General features: G+C 66.2%; 15 protein-coding genes. 6 read left to right on the top strand and 9 right to left on the bottom strand.

Annotated features, from left to right (window positions below; translation table 11 throughout):
• The first annotated feature begins 18 nt into the window (after positions 1-18).
• The 4 genes from rpsO to uvsE all read left to right on the top strand — a co-directional run bounded on the left by rpsO (position 19) and on the right by uvsE (position 5,592).
• Positions 19-288 (top strand): 30S ribosomal protein S15, encoded by a 270-nt coding sequence (gene rpsO / locus LQ953_RS04225; protein WP_231029423.1) that lies wholly within the window; start codon positions 19-21, stop codon positions 286-288.
• A gap of 170 nt (positions 289-458) precedes the next feature.
• Positions 459-2,837 (top strand): polyribonucleotide nucleotidyltransferase, encoded by a 2,379-nt coding sequence (gene pnp / locus LQ953_RS04220; RefSeq protein ID WP_231029422.1) that lies wholly within the window; start codon positions 459-461, stop codon positions 2,835-2,837.
• Positions 2,838-3,175: 338 nt separating this feature from the next.
• Positions 3,176-4,444 carry a YihY/virulence factor BrkB family protein gene (locus LQ953_RS04215; RefSeq protein ID WP_231029421.1) on the top strand — a complete coding sequence of 423 codons (1,269 nt, stop codon included), beginning with the start codon at positions 3,176-3,178 and terminating at the stop codon, positions 4,442-4,444.
• A gap of 26 nt (positions 4,445-4,470) precedes the next feature.
• Positions 4,471-5,592, top strand: a complete 1,122-nt coding sequence (uvsE, locus tag LQ953_RS04210; RefSeq protein ID WP_231029420.1) for a UV DNA damage repair endonuclease UvsE — start codon at positions 4,471-4,473, stop codon at positions 5,590-5,592.
• Here uvsE and LQ953_RS04205 read toward each other — a convergent pair.
• Complete coding sequence (locus LQ953_RS04205) at positions 5,589-6,155, bottom strand: DUF3617 domain-containing protein (protein WP_231029419.1); 567 nt, start codon at positions 6,153-6,155, stop codon at positions 5,589-5,591. The genes uvsE and LQ953_RS04205 overlap by 4 nt on opposite strands.
• Before the next feature lie 54 nt (positions 6,156-6,209).
• Between LQ953_RS04205 and uvrB the strand changes: the two genes are divergently transcribed.
• Complete coding sequence (gene uvrB / locus LQ953_RS04200) at positions 6,210-8,405, top strand: excinuclease ABC subunit UvrB (RefSeq protein WP_231029418.1); 2,196 nt, start codon at positions 6,210-6,212, stop codon at positions 8,403-8,405.
• Between the two features lie 223 nt (positions 8,406-8,628).
• Here the strand turns inward: uvrB and LQ953_RS04195 are convergent, their stop codons facing one another.
• From LQ953_RS04195 to LQ953_RS04170, 6 genes are all read right to left on the bottom strand, one after another.
• A complete protein-coding gene (locus LQ953_RS04195) occupies positions 8,629-9,075 on the bottom strand; it encodes a DUF3035 domain-containing protein (RefSeq protein WP_231029417.1) in 447 nt (148 codons plus the stop codon).
• Positions 9,068-9,583 (bottom strand): signal peptidase II, encoded by a 516-nt coding sequence (lspA, locus tag LQ953_RS04190; RefSeq protein ID WP_443026540.1) that lies wholly within the window; start codon positions 9,581-9,583, stop codon positions 9,068-9,070. The genes LQ953_RS04195 and lspA overlap by 8 nt, the downstream gene beginning before the upstream one ends.
• Before the next feature lie 2 nt (positions 9,584-9,585).
• Entirely contained in the window at positions 9,586-12,420 is a 2,835-nt protein-coding gene (ileS, locus tag LQ953_RS04185) for an isoleucine--tRNA ligase (protein WP_231029415.1), read from the bottom strand.
• A gap of 176 nt (positions 12,421-12,596) precedes the next feature.
• On the bottom strand, positions 12,597-13,523 hold the full coding sequence (locus LQ953_RS04180; RefSeq protein ID WP_231029414.1) for a bifunctional riboflavin kinase/FAD synthetase: 927 nt from the start codon (positions 13,521-13,523) through the stop codon (positions 12,597-12,599).
• 122 nt (positions 13,524-13,645) lie between these two features.
• Complete coding sequence (locus LQ953_RS04175; RefSeq protein ID WP_231029413.1) at positions 13,646-14,119, bottom strand: dihydrofolate reductase; 474 nt, start codon at positions 14,117-14,119, stop codon at positions 13,646-13,648.
• A gap of 145 nt (positions 14,120-14,264) precedes the next feature.
• Positions 14,265-15,059, bottom strand: a complete 795-nt coding sequence (locus LQ953_RS04170; RefSeq protein WP_231029412.1) for a thymidylate synthase — start codon at positions 15,057-15,059, stop codon at positions 14,265-14,267.
• Between the two features lie 140 nt (positions 15,060-15,199).
• On the opposite strand from LQ953_RS04170, the gene LQ953_RS04165 reads away from it, so the two are divergent.
• Positions 15,200-15,586 carry a JAB domain-containing protein gene (locus LQ953_RS04165; protein WP_231029411.1) on the top strand — a complete coding sequence of 129 codons (387 nt, stop codon included), beginning with the start codon at positions 15,200-15,202 and terminating at the stop codon, positions 15,584-15,586.
• On the opposite strand, the gene LQ953_RS04160 is transcribed toward LQ953_RS04165, so the two are convergent.
• Both LQ953_RS04160 and prfB read right to left on the bottom strand, forming a co-directional pair.
• Positions 15,578-16,333: a class I SAM-dependent methyltransferase gene (locus tag LQ953_RS04160; protein ID WP_231029410.1), complete on the bottom strand. Its 756-nt coding sequence runs from the start codon at positions 16,331-16,333 to the stop codon at positions 15,578-15,580. The genes LQ953_RS04165 and LQ953_RS04160 overlap by 9 nt on opposite strands.
• On the bottom strand, positions 16,330-17,457 hold the full coding sequence (gene prfB / locus LQ953_RS04155) for a peptide chain release factor 2 (protein ID WP_231029409.1): 1,128 nt from the start codon (positions 17,455-17,457) through the stop codon (positions 16,330-16,332). Before prfB ends, LQ953_RS04160 begins: the two co-directional genes overlap by 4 nt.
• Positions 17,458-17,466: the final 9 nt, after the last annotated feature.

The following is a 17,466-nucleotide window of genomic DNA, read 5'->3' as shown; positions in this document are numbered from 1 at the left end:
ATGTCGAAGGAAAGACACATGACGATCACGGCAGAGCGCAAGGAAGCGCTTATCACCGAGCACGCCCGTGAGAGCGGCGACACCGGCAGCCCCGAAGTTCAGATCGCGATCCTCACCGAGCGCATCGTCAACCTGACCGAGCACTTCAAGACCCACGCGAAGGACAACCATTCGCGCCGCGGTCTGCTGCTGATGGTCAACAAGCGCCGCAGCCTGCTCGACTACCTTCGCAAGAAGGATCAGGCTCGCTACACCGACCTGATCGGCAAGCTCGGCCTTCGCAAGTAACCGGAAAGGCGGCCTTCGGGCCGCCTTTTTGTCATTTCGGCACCCTATGCCGGATTGCTCCCCGAGCGGGAGCACACAGGAGCGCGGCAATTCGGCCGATCTCCACGAGCCACTATCGGCTCGATCAATAGGCCCCCGCGCGCATCGGGCCGCGGGAGTGAAGGAAACTCATGTTCGACAAGAAAACCGTATCGATCGAGTGGGGCGGCAAGACGCTGACCCTCGAAACGGGCAAGGTTGCCCGTCAGGCCGACGGCGCCGTTATCGCGACGCTGGGCGAGACCGTGGTGCTGTGCGCAGTGACCGCCGCCAAGTCGGTGAAGGAAGGCCAGGACTTCTTCCCGCTGACCGTCCACTATCAGGAAAAGTTCTCTGCTGCCGGCCGCATCCCGGGCGGCTTCTTCAAGCGTGAGCGCGGCGCGACCGAGAAGGAGACCCTGGTCTCGCGTCTCATCGACCGCCCGATCCGCCCGCTGTTCCCGGAAGGGTTTTACAACGAGATCAACGCGATCTGCCAGGTTCTCAGCTATGACGGCGAGAACGAGCCCGACATCCTCTCGATGGTCGCAGCCTCGGCAGCGCTCACCATCTCGGGCGTGCCCTTCATGGGCCCGATCGGCGCGGCACGCGTCGGCTATGTGAACGGCGAATACATCCTCAACCCCACCGACGCGCAGGTTGCCGAGGGCGAACTCGATCTCGTCGTCGCCGCCACCTATGACGCGGTGATGATGGTCGAATCCGAAGCCAAGGAGCTTTCGGAAGAGATCATGCTGGGCGCCGTGCTGTTCGCGCACGATGCCTGCCGCGAGATCGTCAAGGCGATCGTCAAGCTCGCCGAGCAGGCTGCCAAGGAGCCTTGGGAGCTGAGCCAGGTCGACGACAAGTCGGCAACGCTCAAGAAGCTGGACTCGGTGATCGGCAAGGACATTGCCGCGGCCTACAAGCTGACCGACAAGCAGCAGCGCCAGACCGCGCTGAACGATGCCCGCACCAAGGCGCGCGAAGCGTTCGCGGACCTCAAGGAAAGCGATCCGGCCCAGTATCTGGGCACGCTCAAGCTGGTGAAGAAGCTCGAAGCGAACATCGTTCGTCAGGCGATCCTGAAGGACGGCAAGCGCATCGATGGCCGCACCACCACGCAGATCCGCCCGATCGAAGCCGAAACGCACTTCCTGCCGCGCGCACACGGCTCGGCGCTGTTCACCCGCGGCGAGACCCAGACCATCGCCACGGCGACGCTGGGCACCCGCGACGCGGAGCAGATGATCGACGGCCTCAATGGCCTGTCGTACCAGCACTTCATGCTGCACTATAACTTCCCGCCCTATTCGGTCGGTGAAGTTGGCCGCTTCGGCGCTCCCGGGCGTCGCGAAGTCGGTCACGGCAAGCTGGCATGGCGCGCGCTGCACCCGGTGCTGCCGACCAAGGAAGAGTTCCCCTACACGATCCGTTTGACCAGCGACATCACCGAGTCCAACGGCTCGTCGTCGATGGCGTCGGTGTGCGGCGGCAGCCTTGCGATGATGGACGCCGGCGTGCCGATCAAGCGTCCGGTCTCGGGCATCGCGATGGGCCTGATCCTGGAAGGCAAGGATTTCGCGATCCTGTCCGACATCCTGGGTGACGAGGATCACCTGGGCGACATGGACTTCAAGGTGGCCGGAACGTCCGAAGGCATCACCACGATGCAGATGGACATCAAGATCGCCGGCATCACCAAGGAGATCTTCGAGGCCGCGCTCAACCAGGCCAAGGAAGGCCGCGCGCACATCCTCGGCGAAATGGCCAAGGCGCTGGGCGAGACCCGCTCGGAACTGTCGGCACACGCACCGCGCATCGAGACCTTCTCGATCGACAAGTCGAAGATCCGCGAAGTGATCGGTACCGGCGGCAAGGTGATCCGCGAGATCGTCGCCACCACCGGCGCCAAGGTCGACATCGACGACGAAGGCGTGATCAAGGTCAGCTCGTCGGATCCGGCGCAGATCGAAGCCGCGATCAAGTGGATCAAGGGCCTGGTCGAAGAGGCCGAGGTCGGCAAGATCTACAACGGCAAGGTCGTCAACATCGTCGATTTCGGCGCGTTCGTGAACTTCATGGGTGGCAAGGACGGTCTCGTCCACGTCTCCGAAATGAAGAACGAGCGGGTCGAGAAGCCGACCGACGTCGTGTCGGAAGGCCAGGAAGTGAAGGTCAAGGTCCTCGAGATCGACCAGCGCGGCAAGGTTCGCCTGTCGATGCGCGTCGTTGACCAGGAAACCGGCGAAGAGCTGGAGGACACCCGTCCCGCACGCGAGCCGCGTGAAGGCGGCGACCGTGGTCCGCGCGGCGATCGTGGCGAGCGCTCGGGCGGCGGCGGAGACCGTCGTCGGGACGGCGGCCGTGGCGGCGACCGTGGTCCGCGTCGCGAAGGCGGCGGCGACCGTGGTCCGCGCGGTGAAGGCCGTGGTGATCGTGGCCCTCGTCGCGAGCGCTCGGAAGGCGGCAAGGAAGAAGGCGGCGAGAATATCGGCCTGCCCTCGTTCCTGACTGGCAACGACGACTAAGCTTCCGCTTAAACGGAAACAGGAAAGGGGCTCGGGAAACCGGGCCCCTTTTTTCTTTTCTAGATCCTCCCCCGGAGGGGGAGGATCTATGAACGACCTTGATAAAGCCGCCACCACGCACAGTTCCCCGGCGAAGGCCGGGCCCCAGTTCCAACGCCGTTCGCGAGGGTGGTCTGCACTTGCTGGGTTCGTCGAAGCTGGGCCCCGGCCTTCGCCGGGGAACACGGAATCCGAACCCGAATCGGAGCGCGGCGCAAACACTCCTCCGGAACGTCCCGCGTCCATGCGCGCTTTCTCCCCGCAAGGCGGCGCATTGCCGTATCGAACAGGGGCCAAGGATGGACGCCAAGGGAAGGGACGCGACAAGTCCCTGGAAGATGCCGCTTGCCGGTTGGAAGCAGGTCGCAGTCAGGACGTGGAACGAATCCTCGGATGACAATGTCGGGCTGATCGCCGCCGGTGTTGCGTTCTACGGCTTTCTCGCGCTCGCGCCCACGCTTGCCGCGATCGTGCTGTGCTATGGCATCTTTGCCGACACGCAGACGGTGATGGAGCACATGCAGGCGCTGACCTCGATGGTGCCGCCCGATGTCGCGGGTACCATCGGTGAGCAGCTGATGCAGTTGGTCCAGACGTCGGATGGCAAGAAGGGCATGGGCGCGCTGATCGCGCTTGCGGTCGCCATCTTCGGCGCGCGCAACGGTGCGGGCGCCGTGATCACCGCGCTCAACATCGCCTATGAAGAGCAGGAGAAGCGCAGCTTCATCATGGTGAACCTCACCGCGCTGGCGCTGACGGCGGCGGCGGTGCTGGCGGCGATCCTGGCGGGCCTGGCGCTTGCCGCGTTGGCGGCGCTGGGGCGCCTCATGCACTATGACGCTACGGTGCTGCCGATCGCCGGCACGGTCGTCACCTATGTCCTGCTCACGCTGGCCGGAGCGGCGGGGGCGGCGGCGCTGTACCGCTTCGGCCCTTCGCGCAGCAAGGCGAAGTGGGCGTGGCTTTCCGCCGGTTCGATCTTCTCCGCGGTGCTGTGGCTGGCGCTGACGCTCGGCTTTAGTGCCTATGTCCGTTACGTTGCCAAGTTCGATGCGACCTATGGCTCGCTCGGCGCGGTCGTCGCGCTGCTCACCTTCCTGTATCTGGCATCCTATGTCCTGCTCTTCGGCGCCGAGCTCAATTCGGAACTGGAGCACCAGACGGCCGAAGACACCACCACCGGTGCCGAACAGCCGATGGGGGAACGCCGCGCCTGGGTCGCGGACCATGTCGCGGCCGATGGTGACAAGGGTGGGGAAGCGGACGACGCGCCGGCCAAGCCCAAGGCCGCGGAACCGACCGGCGCTGCGCCGCACGTCGCGGCCAGGCCGATTGCGCGCCGGCCAAGCACTCCCGCTGCACCCGCAGCGGAGCCCGGCACCGGCTTCGTCGCCGGGCGCGTGGCGGCCCGGGGCGCACGGGTTAGCGGCCTGCCAAAGATCGGCTGGGTCACCACAGGGCTCGTCACGGTCGGCCTGTCGATGGTGCGTCGGCGCGGCAAGGCCGGGGCAGGGGTGGCGCTGATCGCCGCCGCGACCGGCCTCTCCTGGATGCGCGCGCGCGACTAACTTGGATCGATATGCGTTCGGGGAACATGGCTGAACCAACCACGCCCGCCCGCCCGCTCCGTTTGGGCTTTCCCGTAAAGGTGATGGGAAAGCCCGAGCTCAAGAGCAACGACACGCGCCGCTGGCAGAAGAACCCGCACCTTAAATGCTCGCTGGAGCATGTCGACCAGATCCTCGACTATCTCCACGCGCACCAGCTGGACATGTACCGGCTGTCGTCGGACCTGGCGCCTTACGCGACCCATCCGGACCTGCCGCAGTTCCACAAGCAGGTCGCCGAGAGCGACGCGGAGCTGCGCGCCTTTGGCGCCAAGGCGCGCGAATACGACATCCGCCTGTCCTTCCACCCCTCGCAATATGTGCTGCTGAACGCGCCGGACCCCAAGCTCACCGCCAAGAGCATCTGGGACCTGTCCAGCCAGGCCGAGATGCTCGACCGCATGGAGTGCGGGCCCGAAGCGGTGATGGTGACCCATGTCGGCGGCGTGTACGGCGACCATGAAGCGAGCCGTGCGCGCTGGGTCGAGGGGTGGGAGCAATGCCCCGAGCATGTCCGCCGCCGGCTGGTGCTGGAGAATGACGATATCCGCTTCTCCGCCGCCGACGCGCTATGGATTCACGAGCGGACCGGCGTGCCTCTGATCTTCGATTATCAGCATTTCTGGTGCCTCAACCCAGAACGGCTCGATATGCGCGACACGCTGGAGCGGTTCCTGAAGACCTGGCCCGCGGGCGTGCGGCCGAAGATCCACTTCTCTTCGCCGCGCACCGAATTGCGCGAGATCAAGCAGAAGCTGACCGACAAGCAACGCGCCGCCGCTGGCACCAAGGCGCGCATCCGCACGGTGCTGCGCCCGCCGATCTGGACCGGCCATTCCGACTTCACCAACCCGTTCGAGTTCGCCACCTTCATGCGCATGGCAGAAGGCCTGGAGTTCGACGTGATGATGGAGGGCAAGTCCAAGGACATCAGCCTGTTGAAGCTACGCCCCGATCTGCTCCGCTTCGCCCCCGACGTGGCGGCGCGCTTCGGCATCCATGCCGAAGACGCGGATGTGCTCGCCCGCGACGAGGCGGCGCTGGAGGCTGGGGTGGATGCGGAGGCTGCGCCCGACGTCGATGAAGGCGCCCAGCCGCTGCCCGCCTAGGTCGGGCAGGAACCCACGCGCTTGCCGGTCGCCTTGAGCGTCAGCGCCAGATAACCCGGCTGCCCCGGTGCGCCGGTCTTCTGGTCCAGCGTCACGTCAAAGCCGTTCGCGCCCATGGTGCCCGAGGCATGCAGCACCGTGTCGGGCGCGCCTTCCTTCTTACACGCGATCACGGCGTCCAGCTTGCCGCCCTTGGACTGGTAGCGCGGATAGGTGCAGGTGCCCGCCACCTTTTCCAGCTGCGACAGGTCGACCGGCTTCAGCTCGTCCTTCGTGCGGCAGGCGGTGGACTTGCGTTCCAGCGCGTTGATCGCCTTCTCCTGCGCGCCGCGCGTGGCGGCGGGGATTGCCGACAGGTCGCTCGACACCACCTGCAGCCCCAGCGTCCACTTGCCCGGGCTCATCGCCGCCTTGGGCTGGGCCGCCTTGATCAGCTTCGACACTTCCTCGGTCGACGCATCTGTCGCGTCGATCTCGCCGGTTTGAGCCGCCTTCTTCTCGGCCGCGGACTCGCAACCGGCAAGGAGCAGGGCCGCCGTTGCGACCAGGAAGCAGCCACGCATCAAGTGAACCCTCAAAGCTTTTCGAGTGGCTGCTCACACCCCATATTGTTCGCGATGGCAATCCAGATTCGCACCAACCTAGCCGAGCCGGAAACCGGCGACAGCTTTGTCCCGCATCGCCCCAACCGCCCGCAAAAGAGCGAAGGCGGCAAGCGCTTCGAGCTGGTCAGCGACTATCAGCCCTCGGGCGACCAGCGCTTCGCGATCCCCGAACTCGTCGAGCAGGCGCGGGCCGGCGAGCGTGACCAGGTGCTGCTGGGCGTCACCGGATCGGGCAAGACCTATACCATGGCCAAGGTGATCGAGGAGTTGCAGCGCCCCGCGCTAATCCTCGCGCCGAACAAGATCCTGGCCGCCCAACTCTATGGCGAGTTCAAGTCGTTCTTTCCGAACAATGCCGTCGAATATTTCGTCAGCTATTACGACTATTACCAGCCCGAGGCCTATGTCGCCCGGTCCGATACGTACATCGAGAAGGAAAGCTCGGTGAACGAGGCGATCGACCGGATGCGCCACTCCGCCACCCGCTCGCTGCTCGAACGCGACGACGTGATCATCGTCGCGTCGGTTTCGTGCCTCTACGGCATCGGGTCGGTTGAGACTTACAGCGCGATGATCTTTGACTTGAAGAAGGGCAAGGTCGAGGACCAGCGCGAGATCATCCGCAAGCTTGTCGCGCTCCAGTACAAGCGCAACGACGCGGCGTTTTCGCGCGGCAATTTCCGGGTGCGCGGCGACAGCCTGGAGATCTTCCCCTCGCACTATGAGGACACCGCCTGGCGCATCTCCTTCTTCGGCGACGAGGTGGAGGAGATCACCGAATTCGATCCGCTGACCGGCAGCAAGGTCGCGAACCTCGACAGCGTCCGCGTCTATGCCAATTCACACCACGTCACGCCGGGGCCGACGCTCAAACAGGCGATGGAGGCCATCAAGCACGAGCTGTCCGAGCGGCTCAAGGAACTGGAGGCGGAGGGCAAGCTGCTCGAGCACCAGCGGCTGGAGCAGCGCACCAATTTTGACCTCGAGATGATCGCAGCCACCGGCAGCTGCGCGGGCATCGAGAATTACAGCCGCTTCCTCACCGGCCGCCTCCCCGGCGAGCCGCCCCCCACGCTGTTCGAGTATCTACCCGAAAACGCGCTGCTGTTTGTCGATGAAAGCCACCAGACGATCGGCCAGATCAACGGCATGTCGCGCGGCGACCATCGGCGGAAAATCACGCTGGCTGAATATGGCTTTCGCCTTCCCTCAGCGATCGACAACCGCCCGCTGCGCTTTAACGAGTGGGACGCGATGCGCCCGCAGACCACCTATGTCTCGGCCACGCCGGGCACATGGGAAATGGAGCAGACCGGCGGCGTGTTCGTCGAGCAGGTCATTCGCCCCACTGGCCTCATCGACCCCCCGGTGGAAATCAAGCCGGTCGAGGAACAGGTCCAGGACCTGATCGTCGAGTGCAAGAAGACCACGGCGCTCGGCTATCGCACGCTGGTCACCACGCTCACCAAGCGCATGGCCGAAGACCTGACGGAGTATATGCACGAAGCGGGCGTCAAGGTCCGCTACATGCACTCCGACACCGAGACGCTGGAACGCATCGAACTGATCCGCGACCTGCGCATGGGCGTGTACGACGTGCTGATCGGCATCAACCTGCTGCGCGAGGGACTCGATATCCCCGAGTGCGGACTGGTGGCGATCCTCGATGCCGACAAGGAGGGGTTCCTGCGCTCCGAAACCTCGCTGATCCAGACCATCGGCCGTGCCGCGCGCAACGTCGAGGGGCGGGTGATCCTCTATGCCGACCGCATCACCGGCAGCATGGAGCGCGCGCTGGCCGAGACCGGCCGCCGCCGCGAGAAGCAGGAGGCGTATAACCGCGAACACGGCATCACGCCGACGACGATCAAGCGCAACATCGGCGACATCATCGCCCATGTCGCTTCCAAGGACGGTGTGCTGGTCGAGATCGACGAGGACCGTCCGCACATGGTCGGACACAATCTGCGTGCCTATATCGAGGAACTCGAAAAGAAGATGCGCAATGCCGCGGCAAACCTGGAGTTCGAGGAAGCTGGCCGCCTGCGCGACGAGATCCGCTCGCTGGAAGCCGAGGAGCTTGGCTTGCCGGCGGACGAGCACAAGGCCCCGGTCATGGGACGCAGCAACGAAGGCAAGCCCGGCACGCGCAAGACCCGCTACGGCAAGCAACAGAAGATCCGCGCTAGCGGCGCGCGGCGGCGGTAATCTGCGCCGCGCGAGCCGAGTAGGAAGGCACCCTCCTTCAGTTCCCCGGCGAAGTCCGGGACCAGCTACAACGTCGTCTATAGGACGGACCACCATTACCAATTTGGTGGCAACTGGGCCCCGGCCTCCGCCGGGGAACTGTCCAGATCACGCGCGGAACCGAAAAGAAAAAGGCCGGCCCGCAAACGCGAACCGGCCCCCTCTTACCTCAGACCCAACCCTATTACGGCTGGGGCGTAGTCACCGGCTGCGGCGCAGGCGCGGCGGTGCCAGCGCTCGCCTCACGGCCATTACCTGCGGGCGCGGCGATGATCTCGGACGTGGTGCTGCCCTTGTCCACCACCGGGGTGGTCGGGCTGCCCGCGGTGCTGCGCGCGCCCATGTCCGCGGCCGAGCGGCCGGCGGCGTCCAGCGCCGCGCTCTCACCAGCGCTGCGTGCTGCCGAACCGCCGAACAGCGCGTCGAGCGCCTGGTCGGAAGCCTTGGTATCCTGCGGGCGAGGTGCGCCAGGCTGCGGGGGCACCAGCGCGAAATCGGGCGGAATCACCAGCGGCGCCTGACGCGCGACGGCGAACTCGTCGGGACGGTTGCGGTTCATGCCGCTCTTGCCGCAGGCCGACAGCGAGGCGGCAAGCGCAAGGCCGCTCGCGAGGATGATCAGCTTACGCATTGACTTCATTCTCCACAGGAGCCGGCTTTGCCGCCGGCGTATCGCGCACGAACAGGGCGCGGATCAACAGGATCAGCACGCCGATGGTAATCGCCGCATCGGCGACATTGAAGACCAAAAAGGGACGCCAGTCGCCAAAGTGCAGATCGGCGAAATCGACCACATAGCCCAGCCGCGTGCGGTCGAGAATGTTGCCGATCGCGCCGCCCAGTACCAGCGCCAGCGCGATGATGTCGGGACGCTTCTTTTCACGCAGCAACCACACCAGCACGCCCACCGCGATCGCGCCCGTCAGCAGCACCAGCATCCAGCGCGTGAAAGCACCGGTCGCGGGCAGCAGGCCCAGCGACACGCCGACATTCTTGACGAAGCGGAGGTCGAAGATCGGCAGCACGGTCAGCGACGCGTCCTGCACGTTCAGGCCCAGCGGGCCGGTGACATAGTATTTGGTGAACTGGTCGGCCAGAAACACCAGGGCCGCCACGAGCAGCCCGATCCTGCGGTTCATGTTCATGCGTCCACCACCTGCGCGCAGCGGTCGCACAACGCGCCGTCCTCCGCAACTTCGGGAAGATGGCGCCAGCACCGGCCACATTTAAGGCGATCGGTGGGCGTAACCGTGACCGCTTCGCCGGGGGTGACCTTGGACACGATGAACAGCTCGGCGAGATGATCGCCCGGCAGCGGCATTTCAGGCGTGGTGACTTCAGCCTCCAGGCTGGAGCGCACCTTCTTCTCGCGGCGATACGGCTCGATCGCCTCGGTGACGCGCTCGCGCAGCGCGCGGACCTGCGACCAGTCGGCCGAAAGCGCTCCGTCGACTGCCGGCACTTCGGGCCATTCGAGCAGGTGGACTGATCCGTCTTCGCTGGGGAAGCGGGCCTGCCACACTTCCTCGGCGGTGAAGGCCAGGATCGGCGCGGCATAGCGGACCAGGGCGTGGAACAGGATGTCGAGCACGGTGCGATAGGCGCGGCGCTTCGGGTCCGTGGGGGCGTCGCAGTAGAGCGAGTCCTTGCGGATATCGAAGAAGAAGGCCGACAGGTCCTCGTTGGCGAAGTCGGTGAGTGCGCGGGTGTAGCGGTTGAACTCGAACGCATTGGCGGCGGCGCGAAGCTCGATGTCGAGTTCGCCGAGGCGGACCAGGATGTAGCGTTCCAGCTCGGGCATTTCCGAAATGGCCAGCATCTCGTCGACGCGGAAATCGTCCAGTGCGCCGAGCAGGTAGCGGAAGGTGTTGCGCAGCTTGCGGTAGGTGTCGCCGGTGCCGGCGAGCACTTCCTTGCCGATGCGGACGTCCTCGAAATAGTCGGTCTGGGCGACCCACAGGCGGAGGATGTCGGCGCCAGATTCTCCAATGATCTTAAGGGGATCGACGACATTGCCGAGCGACTTGGACATCTTCTTGCCCTTGCCGTCCAGCGCGAACCCGTGGGTCAGCACTGCGTCATAGGGCGCGCGGCCGCGGGTGCCCGTGGCCTCCAGCAGCGAGGACTGGAACCAGCCACGGTGCTGGTCCGACCCCTCGACATACAGGTCGGCGCGGGTGCCCGCGCCATAGCGTGCCTCGACCACGAAGGCGTGAGTGGAGCCGCTGTCGAACCACACGTCGAGAATGTCCGTGACGACGTCATAGTCGGCCGCATCATATTCGGAGCCGAGCAGCGCCTGGTGATCAGCCTGGAACCACGCGTCGGCACCGCCGGCGCGGAACGCCTCGAGAATACGGGCATTGACCGCCGCGTCACGGAGGTAATCGCCGGTCTGACGATGCACGTAGAGCGCGATGGGCACGCCCCAGGCGCGCTGGCGCGAGATCACCCAGTCCGGGCGCCCCTCGACCATCGAGCGGATGCGGTTCTTGGCGCGTTCGGGCACCCAGCGGGTCTGCTCGATCGAATTGAGCGCCAGATCGCGCAGGGTGGCGCCGTTGCTCTCCGGCACGCCCTCTTCCTTCGAGTGCGACGCGCGGTCCATCGGGATGAACCATTGCGGCGTGGCGCGGAAGATCACCTTGGCCTTGGAGCGCCAGCTGTGCGGATAGCTGTGCTTGAAGTCGTCCGATGCGGCGAGCAGCGCACCGGCTTCGCGAAGATCGGTGCAGATCGGGCCGTCGGCGGCGGTGAACTTCTTGTTGATCACCGAACCCTGGCCACCCAGCCACGCCCAGTCGGCGCGGTAGAAGCCCGCGGCGTCGACCGCGAACACGGGTTCCAGGCCGTTGGCCTTGCACAGCAGGAAGTCGTCCTCGCCATGATCGGGCGCCATGTGGACGAGGCCGGTGCCGGCGTCGGTGGTGACGAAGTCGCCGGCGAGCAGCGGGCGCGGCTTGGCGAAGAAGCCGCCGAGTGCATGCATCGGATGGCGAGCGGTGGCGCCTTCCAGCTGCGAACCATGCACGAAGCTGTCGATACTCCACACACCGGCGAGTTCAGTAGCTTCCCCCGGCCGCAGCAAGGTATCTGCTCGCTTCTGGAAACTGCTGACCAAATCCGTCGCGACTAGATAACGCCCGAGCAGCTTGCCTTCGTGGTCGCTGCAGGAGGTAATCGCGTAGTCAATCTCTGGCCCATAAGCCAAGGCTTGGTTCACCGGGATTGTCCACGGCGTCGTGGTCCAGATCACCGCGTGCGCGCCGACCAGTTCCGGCGCGTTGGGTGCCTCGACGATTTCGAACGCCACGTCGATCTGAGTGGAGGTGATGTCCTCATATTCGACTTCGGCTTCGGCAAGTGCGGTCTTTTCGACCGGGGACCACATCACCGGCTTGGCGCCGCGATAGACCTGGCCGGTCTCGGCGAACTTGAGCAGTTCGCCGACGATCGTGGCCTCGGCCTCATACTTCATGGTGAGATAGGGGTCTTCCCAATCGCCCATGATGCCCAGCCGCTCGAACTGGCCGCGCTGCACCTGTACCCACTTCTCGGCATAGGCGCGGCATTCGGCGCGGAACGCGACGGGGTCGACTTCGTCCTTGTTGAGCTTCTTGGCGCGATAGGCTTCCTCGACCTTCCACTCGATCGGCAGGCCGTGGCAGTCCCAGCCGGGGACGTAGGGCGCGTCCTTGCCCTGAAGGCTCTGCGAGCGGACGATGATGTCCTTGAGGATCTTGTTCATCGCGTGGCCCATGTGAATGTCGCCATTCGCGTATGGGGGGCCATCGTGCAGGATGAAGCGTTCGCGCCCTTCGCGTTCCTTGCGGAGGCGGTCGTACAGGCCGATCTTGGCCCAACGCTCCAGGATCGCGGGTTCCTTGGCGGCAAGGCCCGCCTTCATCGGAAAATCGGTCTTCGGAAGGAAGACGGTGTCGCGCCAGTCGCGCGGAGTGTCGTTGGTGTCGCTCATGAGTGCGCGCGGATTAAAGGAAGCGCGGGAAGCTTGCAAAGGCGGAGTTGGGGGATTGTTGTTGTTCTTGGTTCCCCGGCGAAGGCCGGGGCCCAGTTGCCATGGAGTCTCGATGGCGCGGCACGCTTGCCCCACGCGCATTGCAGCTGGGCCCCGGCCTCCGCCGGGGAACTGGTTCAGCTTTGTAGAAGCTTCCGCGCCTGGGCGGCGTCCTGGTCCATCTGGATCTTGAGCGCGTCGAGGCTGTCGAACTTCGCCTCAGGACGCAGATAGTCGATCAGCGCGACTTCGATGCGCTGGCCGTACAGGTCGCCGGAAAAGTCGAAGAAGAAGCTTTCGAGCAGTTCGAGTGGGGGCTCGATGGTCGGGCGGATGCCGAGATTGGCGACCCCCTCTAGCGCGCGGCCATCGGCCAGCCGCGCGCGCACGGCATAGATGCCGTAGGCCGGGCGTAGATAGTTGGCGAGGACCATGTTGGCGGTGGGATAGCCCAGCGTCCGGCCGAGGCGTGCGCCGCCCTCTACGACACCTTCAATGGCGAAGGGGCGGGTGAGCAGGCGTGCGGCGTCGCGCGGGCGGCCGGCGCGCAGATGGTCGCGGATGCTGCTGGAGGACACGGTTTCGCCGTCGAGGGTCACCGGCGGCACCATGTCGGCGGAGAAGCCGAGCTGACCGCCGAGTTGGGCAAGCGCGGCGACATCGCCCTCGCGGCCCTTGCCGAAGGTGAAGTCGGCGCCGGTCACCACGCCGCCTGCGCCGATGCGCTCCACCAGCCGCTCCTGCGCAAAGCCCTGCGCGCTCAGGCCCGCAAGGTCCGCGTCGAAGGGGAAGACCAGCATCGCGTCGGCGCCGGCCTGCGCGAAGAGGCGCTGGCGCTGGTCGAGCGTGGTGAGGCGGAAATGGGTGCTGTCGGGCCTGAAGAAGCGTTTGGGGTGGGGATCGAAGGTGGCGACGATGGCCGGGCGCCCTTCGGCGTGGGCACGCTCGATGGCGCGGCCCACCACCGCCTGATGACCCAGGTGAAACCCGTCGAAATTGCCCAGCGCGACAATCGCGCCCCTCAGCCGCGACGGAACCGCCGCGCCGCCGTCCAGCCGCTCCATGGGATGCCTATAGGGCGCGCCGGCGGTGGGGGCTAGGGGGCTCCGGAGCCCCTAGGGCGGTGTCTTGGAGTTAGAGAAGGAGCGGGATCCCGGCTCGAGGCCGGGATGACGGGGAGTGTGGGTCAGGCGCGTTCCAGCGTGACGAAGCTGTAGGGCGGGCGGTCGCCTTGGGCGGGATGGTCTTCGCGGGCGGTTTCGCGCCAGCCGGCGCCGAAGGCGGGGACGGTGGCGTCGCCCTGGGCGTCGAGGTGGACTTCGGTCAGTTCGATTCGATCGGCGCGGTCGAGGAAGAGGGCGAAGATTTCGGCGCCGCCGATGATGGCGACGTCGTCGCCCGCCATGGCGAGCGCCTGTTCGGGGGTGTGGGCGACTTCGGCGCCGTTTGCCGACCAGCCGGTGTCGCGGGTGAGCACGATGTGGCGGCGGCCGGGCAGGGGGCTGGGGAAGCTCTGGAAGGTCTTGCGACCCATCACCATCGGCTTGCCCATGGTCTGAGCCTTGAAGCGCTTGAGGTCGGCGGGGAGGTGCCAGGGGAGCGTGCCGTCACGGCCGATGATGCCGTTGGTGGCGCGGGCGAGGTGGAAGGTGAGGACCATCAAATCCTCCGCGGAACGGGGAGGGGGACCGCGCGCATCAGCGCGTGGTGGAGGGGGCTATCCGCGTGGGGCTCGCTTGCGGCGGGCCCCCTCCACCATGCTGCGCATGGTCCCCCTCCCCGTGCCGGGGAGGATTGTGCTGTCCTCATATCGCTACCGGGGCCTTGATGTGGGGTTGCGCCTGGTAGTCGTGGATGACGAAGTCTTCGTACTCGTAGGCGTCGATCGAGGGCGCTTTGCGCAGGATTTCCAGGCGCGGGAGTGGGCCGGGGGTGCGGCTCAGCTGCTCGCGGGCCTGGTCGAGATGGTTGGAATAGAGGTGGCAGTCGCCGCCGGTCCAGATGAACTCGCCGACTTGCAGTCCGGTCTGCTCGGCCAGCAGGTGGGTGAGCAGCGCGTAGCTGGCGATGTTGAAGGGAACGCCCAGGAAGATGTCGGCCGAGCGCTGATAGAGCTGGAGGCTGAGCTTGCCGTTCGCGACATGGCACTGGAACAGGCAGTGGCACGGCGCCAGCGCCATGGCGTGGAGGTCGCCCGGGTTCCAGGCCGACACCACCATCCGGCGCGACGCGGGGTTGGTCTTGAGCGTTTCGATCAAGTCGGCGATCTGGTCGAGATGGCGGCCGTCGGCGGTTTCCCAGTCGCGCCATTGCTTGCCGTAAACGGGGCCGAGATCGCCATTCTCGTCGGCCCATTCGTCCCAGATGCTGACCTTGCGGTCCTGGAGCCACTGCACGTTGGTATCGCCGCGCAGGAACCACAGCAGCTCGATCAGGATCGAGCGCAGGTGCAGCTTCTTGGTGGTGAGGAGGGGGAAGCCTTCGCTCAGGTCGAAGCGCATCTGGTGGCCGAACACCGAGCGCGTGCCGGTGCCGGTGCGATCCATGGTCTCCGCGCCATGGTGGAGCGCGCGCTCCATGAGATCGAGATATTGCCGCATGGCGCATGCGTAGCGGGCAGGGGCGGGGCGGGGCAAGCGCTCGATCGGTTGCGAAGGCTGGTCCATATCGGAGCGAATGGTGGTCCGATGCGGACCGGGTCGTGCTTCTTGGCGGGAGGAGGGGCTGTCAGCTTCGCCTGATGGTCCCGAATTCGCAGCGCATCACCGACGCCGCCGCCGCGCAGGGGCTGTTTGCTGCTTTGGCGGGCGAAGCGAACGAAGTGCTGGCCTTTGCCTATCTGAACGGGGACCGGCGGGTGCTGGGGATGCGGCATGCGCGCTCGGCATGCGCGGACCGGATGGCCGTGCCGATCCGGGTGGTGGCGGCGGACGCGCTTGCTTTCGGCGCGGCGGCGGTGGTGATGGCGCACAATCATCCCAGCGGCGATCCGACGCCCAGCGCAGCCGACCGCGAAGCGACGCGGTTGCTGGCGCGGGCGCTGGATACGCTGGAGGTGCGGCTGCTCGATCACCTGGTGCTGGCGGCGCGGGGCGTCACCAGCTTTCGCGCGCTCGGGCTACTCTGAACCCTGCTGCATCGCTGCGGGCGTGGCGCGCGCGCCGGTGCGGCACGCCTTGATCATGTTGGGTTCCGGACGCTCCCCCGCGGCGCGGAACACGGCCATGTAGCCGCCGGCCGAGGGCATGGCGCGCATCGACATCTGGGCATAGCCGACCGCGGCGAATTCGCATCGCAGCAGGTCGGGGGGCGTGCCGTGCTGCACGGTCGGGCGGTTGGCGTCGACCACGATCACCTGGCCATCGGGCGCGAGCGAGGGGCGCAGGCGCCAGAGGAACTCGTAAGGGCTTTCGATCTCATGGTACATGTGCACCATCAGCACGCGGTGGAAGCTGGCCTCGGGCAGGCGCGGGTCGGCGGGGAGGCCCAGGCGCACGCTGACATTGGCGAGGCGTTCGCGCACCACGCGCTCGCCCAGCCGCTCGATCACTTCGGGGACGATGTCCTCGGCGACGACGCGGCCTTCCTTGCCGACGCGCTGGCCTAGGCGAATCGTGTAATAGCCCTCGCCCGCGCCGAGATCGGCGACGGTCATGCCGGGCTTGATGCCGGCCAGGTTCATCACCCGGTCGGCCTCTTTCAGGCGGTCGCGCGCTTCCTCGGTCGACCAGCGGGCCGAGACGATGCTGGCGACGGGGCGGTCGGCGGCGGGGAAGCCGCTATGCGGGTCGGCCCGCTTCTCGCCTGGCTCGCGCGCGCGCCCGTCGCACCCGGCGAGCAGCACCGCCGCAAGCAGGGCGAGGCCTAGCCTCAATCCACGTCCTCCACCTGCACGGTTTCGCCGGTCACGCGCTGCGACAGGGCGGCGGCCATGAACGGATCGAGCGCGCCGTCGAGCACGTCGGACGGGGCGGTGGAGGTGACGCCGGTGCGCAGGTCCTTCACCAGCTGATAGGGCTGGAGCACGTAGGAGCGGATCTGGTGGCCCCAGCCGATGTCGGTCTTGGTCGCGTTCTGCGCGTCGGCCACCGCCTCGCGCTCGGCCAATTCGCGCTCATAGAGACGGGCGCGCAGCTGGTTATAGGCTTCGGCCTTGTTCTTGTGCTGCGAACGCTGGTTCTGGCACTGCACGACGATGCCGGTGGGCAAGTGGGTGATGCGCACCGCCGAATCGGTGGTGTTGATGTGCTGCCCGCCCGCGCCCGAAGCGCGGTAGGTATCGATGCGCAGCTCGCTTTCGTTGATCTCGATGTCGATATTGTCGTCGATGACCGGATACACCCACACGCTGGAGAAGCTGGTGTGGCGGCGCGCGGCGCTGTCATAGGGCGAAATGCGGACCAGGCGGTGGACGCCGCTTTCGGTCTTGGCATAGCCATAGGCGTTCTCGCCTTTGACCAGCAAAGTCGCGGACTTGATGCCGGCCTGTTCGCCGGCATGGTAGTCGACCAGTTCGACCTTCAGCCCGCGGCGCTCGGCCCAGCGGGTGTACATGCGCAGGAGCATGCCGGCCCAGTCCTGGCTTTCGGTGCCGCCGGCGCCTGAATTGATCTCGACATAGGTGTCGTTGGCGTCGGCCTCGCCCGAGAGCAGGGCCACGACCTTGTCCTTCTCGGCACGCTCGGCAAGCGCGGCGAGCGCGGCGGTGCCGTCATTCGCCATCTCGTCATCGCCCTCGGCCTCGGCCATCTCGATCAGCTCGACGGTGTCGTTGAGCTCGCTCTCGATCGCCTTGGTCGCCCCGATGGATTCGTCCAGGCGGCGGCGTTCGCGCATGACGTCCTGCGCCGCCTTTGCGTCGTTCCACAGCGTCGGGTCCTCGACGCGCGCGTTGAGTTCGTCCAGGCGGCGCAGCGCGCGGTCCCAATCGAGGGAACGGCGAAGCAGCGCGAGCGCCGCCTGGATCTGATTGACGTGAGCCTGCGCTTCGGCGCGCATGTTCTTTAA

This window comes from Sphingomonas sp. IC-56 (genome assembly GCF_021043375.1).
GTDB lineage: Bacteria > Pseudomonadota > Alphaproteobacteria > Sphingomonadales > Sphingomonadaceae > Sphingomonas.
Note: the sequence above shows the minus strand (reverse complement) of the source record. Positions and strands in the feature narration are given on the sequence as shown.

Coding starts and splice junctions, on each gene's coding strand:
- rpsO (WP_231029423.1), top strand. CDS start 19: ATGACGATCACGGCAGAGCGCAAGGAAGCGCTTATCACCGAGCACGCC.
- pnp (WP_231029422.1), top strand. CDS start 459: ATGTTCGACAAGAAAACCGTATCGATCGAGTGGGGCGGCAAGACGCTG.
- LQ953_RS04215 (WP_231029421.1), top strand. CDS start 3,176: ATGGACGCCAAGGGAAGGGACGCGACAAGTCCCTGGAAGATGCCGCTT.
- uvsE (WP_231029420.1), top strand. CDS start 4,471: ATGGCTGAACCAACCACGCCCGCCCGCCCGCTCCGTTTGGGCTTTCCC.
- LQ953_RS04205 (WP_231029419.1), bottom strand. CDS start 6,155: ATGCGTGGCTGCTTCCTGGTCGCAACGGCGGCCCTGCTCCTTGCCGGT.
- uvrB (WP_231029418.1), top strand. CDS start 6,210: ATGGCAATCCAGATTCGCACCAACCTAGCCGAGCCGGAAACCGGCGAC.
- LQ953_RS04195 (WP_231029417.1), bottom strand. CDS start 9,075: ATGCGTAAGCTGATCATCCTCGCGAGCGGCCTTGCGCTTGCCGCCTCG.
- lspA (WP_443026540.1), bottom strand. CDS start 9,583: ATGAACCGCAGGATCGGGCTGCTCGTGGCGGCCCTGGTGTTTCTGGCC.
- ileS (WP_231029415.1), bottom strand. CDS start 12,420: ATGAGCGACACCAACGACACTCCGCGCGACTGGCGCGACACCGTCTTC.
- LQ953_RS04180 (WP_231029414.1), bottom strand. CDS start 13,523: ATGGAGCGGCTGGACGGCGGCGCGGCGGTTCCGTCGCGGCTGAGGGGC.
- LQ953_RS04175 (WP_231029413.1), bottom strand. CDS start 14,119: ATGGTCCTCACCTTCCACCTCGCCCGCGCCACCAACGGCATCATCGGC.
- LQ953_RS04170 (WP_231029412.1), bottom strand. CDS start 15,059: ATGCGGCAATATCTCGATCTCATGGAGCGCGCGCTCCACCATGGCGCG.
- LQ953_RS04165 (WP_231029411.1), top strand. CDS start 15,200: ATGGTCCCGAATTCGCAGCGCATCACCGACGCCGCCGCCGCGCAGGGG.
- prfB (WP_231029409.1), bottom strand. CDS start 17,457: ATGCGCGCCGAAGCGCAGGCTCACGTCAATCAGATCCAGGCGGCGCTC.